This is a genomic window from Mycobacterium sp. (assembly GCF_040509115.1).
Classification (GTDB): Bacteria; Actinomycetota; Actinomycetes; order Mycobacteriales; family Mycobacteriaceae; genus Mycobacterium.
This window is the reverse complement of record NZ_JBEVLO010000157.1, coordinates 1-6,348: the sequence shown is the minus strand read 5'-3', so window position 1 is coordinate 6,348 and position 6,348 is coordinate 1. Positions and strand designations below refer to the sequence as shown.

Genomic DNA, 6,348 nt, shown 5'->3' with positions numbered 1-6,348 from the left:
CCATCGGGGCCGCACGCATGGCAAGGCCCGTTTCGCACCGACCGGGCAGCAGCGGGCCTCAGGCAGCCGAGATGCGCGCGCGGATCTCGAAGTCGAGGTCCTTGGCCTCGGCGACGTAGATGTCCTGGGTGAGCTGATTGCCGTGCATGCTGACCTCGCCGCGTGGGCTGATGTAGGTCAGGTTCTGCGACGCCATGGTAAGGGCGGGAACGGTGAGGGAGCCGGCTCGTGACGTCAGCGCGATCAACAGCGTGATCGCCTCGTAGCAGGACTCGCCGATGCTGTTCAGCGCGGGCGCGGCCGGACCGAAGTGCGAATAGTAGTGTGCCGCAAAGTCCATGCTCGACGTGGTGTTGAGCGCCTCGAAGTAGCCTGCCGCCGCGAACAGTCCGTGGTTGCTCTCGCTGCCACTGGCCAACAGCATGTTCTCCTCGACGTGCGGGCTCAGCCGGGGCACGGCGTCGGCGAGGCCCGCGGCGGCGAACTGCCGGTTGAATGCGACGCCGTCACCGCCGACCAGCAGCAGGATCACGCCCGTCGCAGCGGTGGATTCGACGTCACGAATTGCCTCGCCGAAGTCCTGGGTGCCCAGTGGCAGATATATTTCGTCGACCAAAGGGCTGCCGCCGCCGCGGGCGTGGTGCCGCGCCGCCGCCCCGGTCTGGCGGGGCCAGACGTAGTCGTTGCCGATCAGGATCCATCTGTCGATGCTGTACTCGGACTTCATCCAGTCCATTGCGGGCAACAGCTGGCGCGACGGCGTCTCACCGGTGAGGAACAGGCCGGGCGTCCGCTCGCCGCCCTCGTACAGCGGACCGTAGACGTAGGGAATCCGATCCTCGGTCACCCGGGCGATCGCCTGCCGCACGGGGGAGATGTGCCACCCCGTCACCGCGTCGATCGCGCCGGAGTCGACCAGGCGGGCGATTTCGGCGGCGACGACGGCGGGTGCGCGGGAGCCGTCGACGGGGATCAACCGGACCTGGTTGCCGAGCAGCCCCGTCGTCGCGTTCAGCTCGGCGATCGCCAGCTGGGCGCATGCCTCGCAGGAGGGACCGTAGATGCCTGCCGAGCCGCTGCGGGGGATGACCAGCGCGACGTCGATGGTGGACCGGCCAGTGGGCCGGCCACGTCGTCGTTCGGCCTCGTCGTTCACCGCCGCTCCGTTCACCTTCTGCGCACTCGACCAGCGCGATCAGCCGATGGTGTTCCCTACGGGTTACTACGACGTTGCGCGGTTGTTCTCACAATGAAAATATTGCGCTCCGGGTGCATCGTCACGGCACCAGGTCGCCGATTCGGGCCAGCGTGCTGATCAACTGCGTCGCGGTGTCCTCGCCGAGTTCGTCCATCAGCGTCGCCTTGACGTGCGCCTCCTGCCTGCTGAGCTTGCGGACCTTGCTCTTGCCCCTGGCCGACAGGTAAATCAGCACTCGACGGCGATCTGCCGCGTCGACGCGGCGCAGGACGAAGCCACCGTCGACGAGCTTGTCGACGATCCGAGTCAACGTGGGTGGCGGAATGGCCATCGCAGCGGACATGTCGCTCATCGTCGAGCCGTCCCCGGACCGCAACGCACCCAGAACGCGCCATCCCTCAAGGGAATTGACGTCGGAGTCGAGGAGCCCGGCGCTGATGGACTCGGTCCACCAGCGCCCCGCGTTGAAGAATGCCTCCGATACGCCGGAGACCATGTCGGGACTCGTCCTTGAAGGCACCTTGCTCCTGTGCTGAATCGCTTCCATTGCGAACTATTGTGAAATTACTCTAACCGAGGGTGATCTGCACTGCGGCCGCTATGCGGGTGCCGCGGCGCCGGTTCCCAGCCTCCCGAACCCACGGGAGAGCACGGCCGCGCCCAGCTCGGAGGCCACCCCGAAGCCCGCCCCCACCAGTGCGGTGATCGCCGCGATCAACGCGGGATGCGAGAGTCCGGTCGTGGTGATCGGCTGGCCCGTCGCCGACATCGTGCCGACCGTCATGGCGAATCCGAAGACGATTGCGGGAGTCGCCGATATCCACGGGATGCGGGAGACCTGGACCATGACGAGGCTTCCGATGCCCACTGCGATCGAAAGCCACAGGGCGCTCGACGTGGCCGAGACTGCCAACAGCGTGCAGGTGGCGATCGCGATGCCAGTCCAGTTGCACGCCACCGACTTCACCAGTCCCGACCAGCCCGTGCCGACGAAGAAGAACGACGCCCACGCAAGGAACAGCACCCACACGGGCAGCTGCCATACCGTCGCCGTCATCAGTGTCGAGAGCATGCCGAATATGCCGACGCTGATCGACAGGGCCGTCACCTTGGACATGGTGGAACCTCCGTTCGGTGTCGCGGGGATCTAGTGGTGGTCATGGTCGTCGTGGTCGTGGTCGTGGTCGTGGTGGTGGTCGTGGTCATGATCGTGGTCGTGGTCGTGGTCGGAGTGCGACAGCTTCAGTGCCTCTGCGTCCGTCCGCAGCTCCAGCGTGCTGGCGTCGAGGAAGTGCTTCTCGGCGGCCAGTCGGCAGAACGCCTCGCCGAACTGGCGGTAGTAGATCGCCGGGTCGCACGTATCGTCGACGCCGGACTCTTCGATCGCGGCGATGAGGTGGGTCTTGAACTCGTCCCACTCGAACGCGCCGGACTGGCATAGATGCACGACCAACCCGAACAGCCGGCCCTGCCAGGGTGCATCGAAGACCAACTCCCCGTTGGACCGCGGCAGAGCACCGAGTCCGCCGGGATCGTCGAAGGTGTCGAGTTCGACTGTCAGAAGGGTCATTACGCCACCCCGGGGCTGGTCGCGAATGCGGTGCCGACCATCGAGTCGCGGTTGATCAGCGGAACGAGCTCGTCGGCGGTCATGCCGTCGGTGCCCTCGGGTCGCTGCGGGATGACGAGATAGCGAATCTCCGCGCTGCTGTCCCACACGTCGACGTGCACGTCGTCGGCCAGGGTCACGCCGAACTCGGCCAGCACGCTGCGCGGCTCCTTGACGACGCGCGCCCGGTACTGAGGGTACTTGAACCAGGCGGGCGGAATGCCAAGCAGCGTCCAGGGATAGCACGAACACAGCGTGCACACGACGACGTTGTGGCGCTCCGCGGTGTTCTCCACGGCGACCATGTGCTCGGTCTGCAGGCCGGTGAAGCCCATGTCGGCGATGGCCGCGGTCGCGTCCGACAGCAGCCACTGCCGGTACTCGGGCTCGGTCCATGCGCGGGCGACCACCTTGGCGCCATTGACCGGACCCATGTCGTTCTCGAAGGAGGCGACGACGGCGTCGACGGCCTCGTGCTCGGCGAGTCCCTTCTCGACCATCAGCGACTCGAGTGCGTTCACGCGCGCCTCGACGTCGGACAGTGAAAGCCAATCCATTTCAGTGATCTCCTAGTGTCAGGGGTTGGCCGGTTCGAGGTAGCCCTCGAACAGGTCGGCGTACAGGTCGAAGCTCTCGGCGGCTTCCGGTCCCCACAGGTCGGTTGCGGAGAAGCGGACCATGTACATCTGGTGCGGGCGGTCGACCTGCTCGTGCGCGCTCGCCGCCGGATCGTGGAACGCACCGTACTGTCGCGCGATGACGCCGCGGACCTTGTTGAGGTAGCCGGGCAGCCGGTTGTGCGTGGACTCGTGGAGATTGCGCACTATCACTTCGTCACCCACCTCGAAGGCGGGCGGCGTGTCGGCGGGCAGGTCGTGCGGCGTGCCCTTCCAGAGAACGTCGATCATCTCCTGCGCGAACGGCGAGAGCGTCTCGGGCTTCGCCGGATGCGGTGTCATCGACGGGGTGCCGAGGTCTGCCATCCGCTGGTCGACCTCCTCGTGGGAGATGTATCCCTTGTCGTTGAGCAGCTTCTCGACGGAGAACAGCCAGTGGGCGTAATAGGTGGAGTCGAGGTAGTCGCTCCACTTCATCAGCTCGATGCCGTGGCGTTGCTCGTCGAGGTTGAAGGCACCGTTCTTGATGGCCATCGCCGTCACGGCGTGCATCCGCCCCTCGAAGGGGTAACGCCAGTCCGGAATGCCGGGCTTGAGGAACTCGGCGTCGATGGAGCCGACGCCGTCGCGCCCCCCGACGTCGTGTGGACCATGCATGCGATCATCTCTCCGCTCGTTAGTTCTGCTGGGAAATACTTCCAAAATGGAACTATGCACATCCCGCGCGAGGTCCGCAATCGCTCACGGCCAGCCGTTACACGCGGTTAACAGCGGAGGGGCCGATTGTTAAACCTGCGTTGCGCTTCCCCTCCGCAGGCTCGTGCCGGTTGACCGAAGCCGATCGAGATGGGTAACTGTCCACGTTAAGGAATAATTGCAAACCGGAAGTAATCCAATGGAAGGAAGACCATGACGTCTACGACACGCACGGCCACCAGAGTGCGCCAACTCGATGACGCGACGGTGAGCACCGCGCTGTGGTTGACGGCGACCACAGTCCTCGCGCTGATCGCGTACTACTTCATCGGCATCGACCAGGGTGCGGTCTCGATCTTCGGATCCGATACCCACGTCCACGAATTCGTGCACGACGCCCGGCATCTGCTCGGCTTCCCCTGCCACTGAGAGAAGGACCATCATGGAGAAGAAGTTCATCGGCCTGGGCATTGCGGCCGGAGTGGTCGGAGGGTTGGCCGCGTTCGTGCTGGCCCGCTCGCAGGTCACGCCGGCCATCGCCGCCGCGATCGACTACGAGGAGGGACGATCGGCGGCCGAGGCGCTGCTGTCTGGCGAGCACGAGCATGGACACGAGTTGTTCAGTCGCGCTCTACAGGCCAACGTCGGTGCCGGGCTCGCCACCGTCGGGTTCGGAATGGTCATCGGCGCGCTGTTCGCCGTCGCCTTCTCGGTGGTGTGGGCCTACCTCGGCCGTCGCTACCCGACGGCGTCGCCACGGCTGGTGGCCCTCGCGCTGGCAGGTGCTGGGTTCGTTGCGGTGTACCTGGTGCCGTTCCTTGGGTATCCGGCCAGCCCCCCTGGGGTCGGAAGCGGCGAGACCATCGGCGATCGCACGACCGCCTATCTGGTCCTCGTCCTGGTGTCGTTGGCATCGAGCATCGCCGCGTTCGTCGGGGCGGGGCGACTCAGCCCCAGGATCGGCGCCTTTCCCGCCGCCGTGGCGGCGTCGGTCGGCTACGTGGCGGCCGTGATCATCGCGCTCACCGTGCTGCCCACCTATGACGAGACTCCCGGTCCGCTCGTCGACGAACTCGGAGTGACGGTGTTTCCCGGCTTTCCCGCGGAGGTACTCGCCGACTTCCGGCTGTACTCGATGCTCAGCGCAGCGGTCATGTGGATCGTCGTCGGGGCCGCGTTCGCCATGGGCGTTCCGCGGGTGATCCGGGACCGTTCGGCTGTCGCCAGCCACGTCGTCGCCGCCGCACGGTGAAGGGGACCATGGAGTTCGTCGACTTCACCCCGACGAAGGATCAGTACGCGTGGACGTTCGGCGGCGTCGAGCCCGTGTTGGAAGTGCGGCCGGGTTCGGTGATGCGACTGTGGACCGAGGATGCCTTCGCCGGCCGCGTCACGTCGCCGGACGACAAACCGAGCCAGGTGCTCAACCCCAAGGAGCTCAACCCGCAGACCGGGCCGTTCTACGTGACCGGCGCGGAGCCGGGGGACACGCTGGCTCTGCACTTCGTTTCGATCGAGCCGGCGCGGGATTGGGCGGCGTCCACGACGATCCCGTTGTTCGGCGCGCTCACCGGGACCGACCGCACGGCGACCCTGCAGACGGCACTACCCGAACTCACCTGGATCTACGCGGTCGATGCGTCGACGCAGTCGGCCACGTTCACGGCCCACGAGGGTGACTTCTCGGTCAGCCTGCCCCTCGCCCCGATGCTCGGAACCGTTGGCGTGGCCCCTGCGCTCCGAGAGGTCCGAACGACGTTGGTGCCGGACTACTTCGGCGGAAACATGGACACCCCGGAGCTGCGCGCGGGCACCACCGTCTATCTCGGCGTGAACGTCGAGGGTGCGCTGTTCTCGATCGGCGACGGCCACTACCGCCAGGGGGAGGGCGAGACCTGCGGGACCGCCCTCGAGGGGGCGATGAACGTCACCCTCGTCGTCGATCTCGTCAAGGGTGGCGCGCCGGCCTGGCCGCGGTTCGAGCACGACGACGCACTGATCACCGTGGGATCGGCCAGGCCCCTCGAAGACGCTTGGCGCTGTAGCCAAGTCGAGATGGTCCGCTGGATGAGCGAGCTGTACGGACTCGGGCACATGGACGCCTACCAGCTGTGCAGCCAGCTCTGCCTGTCACCGCTCGCCAATGTCGTCGACGTGAACTACAGCGCGGTCACCAAGATTCCGAGGAACCTGCTCCCCGAGGTGGATCCGTTCGACGGGACCCACCG

Annotated in this window: 9 protein-coding genes; 3 read left to right on the top strand and 6 right to left on the bottom strand. The window is 66.2% G+C overall.

The features are described from left to right. Positions 1 to 58 precede the first annotated feature (58 nt). The 6 genes from ABW137_RS11825 to nthB form a co-directional block, all read right to left on the bottom strand. A complete protein-coding gene (locus tag ABW137_RS11825; RefSeq protein ID WP_526400066.1) occupies positions 59 to 1,156 on the bottom strand; it encodes a substrate-binding domain-containing protein in 1,098 nt (365 codons plus the stop codon). Positions 1,157 to 1,277: 121 nt separating this feature from the next. Next, entirely contained in the window at positions 1,278 to 1,718 is a 441-nt protein-coding gene (locus tag ABW137_RS11820; RefSeq protein WP_526400064.1) for a MarR family winged helix-turn-helix transcriptional regulator, read from the bottom strand. Positions 1,719 to 1,796: 78 nt separating this feature from the next. Beyond that, entirely contained in the window at positions 1,797 to 2,315 is a 519-nt protein-coding gene (locus tag ABW137_RS11815) for a DUF1097 family protein (RefSeq protein WP_526400062.1), read from the bottom strand. Between the two features lie 30 nt (positions 2,316 to 2,345). Continuing rightward, positions 2,346 to 2,768, bottom strand: a complete 423-nt coding sequence (locus ABW137_RS11810; protein ID WP_526400060.1) for a nitrile hydratase accessory protein — start codon at positions 2,766 to 2,768, stop codon at positions 2,346 to 2,348. Then, the gene (nthA, locus tag ABW137_RS11805) at positions 2,768 to 3,364 is read right to left on the bottom strand and encodes a nitrile hydratase subunit alpha (RefSeq protein WP_526400058.1); all 597 of its coding nucleotides are present in this window, start codon (positions 3,362 to 3,364) and stop codon (positions 2,768 to 2,770) included. Before nthA ends, ABW137_RS11810 begins: the two co-directional genes overlap by 1 nt. Positions 3,365 to 3,382: 18 nt before the next feature. Continuing rightward, positions 3,383 to 4,081 (bottom strand): nitrile hydratase subunit beta, encoded by a 699-nt coding sequence (nthB, locus tag ABW137_RS11800; protein ID WP_526400056.1) that lies wholly within the window; start codon positions 4,079 to 4,081, stop codon positions 3,383 to 3,385. A 252-nt stretch (positions 4,082 to 4,333) separates the two neighbouring features. Here nthB and ABW137_RS11795 point away from each other — a divergent pair, with 252 nt between their 5' ends. The 3 genes from ABW137_RS11795 to ABW137_RS11785 all read left to right on the top strand — a co-directional run. Then, positions 4,334 to 4,549, top strand: coding sequence for a CbtB domain-containing protein (locus ABW137_RS11795; RefSeq protein WP_526400054.1), 216 nt, complete (start codon positions 4,334 to 4,336; stop codon positions 4,547 to 4,549). A 13-nt stretch (positions 4,550 to 4,562) separates the two neighbouring features. Continuing rightward, a complete protein-coding gene (locus ABW137_RS11790; RefSeq protein ID WP_526400052.1) occupies positions 4,563 to 5,372 on the top strand; it encodes a CbtA family protein in 810 nt (269 codons plus the stop codon). A gap of 8 nt (positions 5,373 to 5,380) precedes the next feature. Further along, positions 5,381 to 6,348: acetamidase/formamidase family protein (locus ABW137_RS11785; RefSeq protein WP_526400050.1), on the top strand; the 968-nt coding region annotated here is incomplete at its 3' end.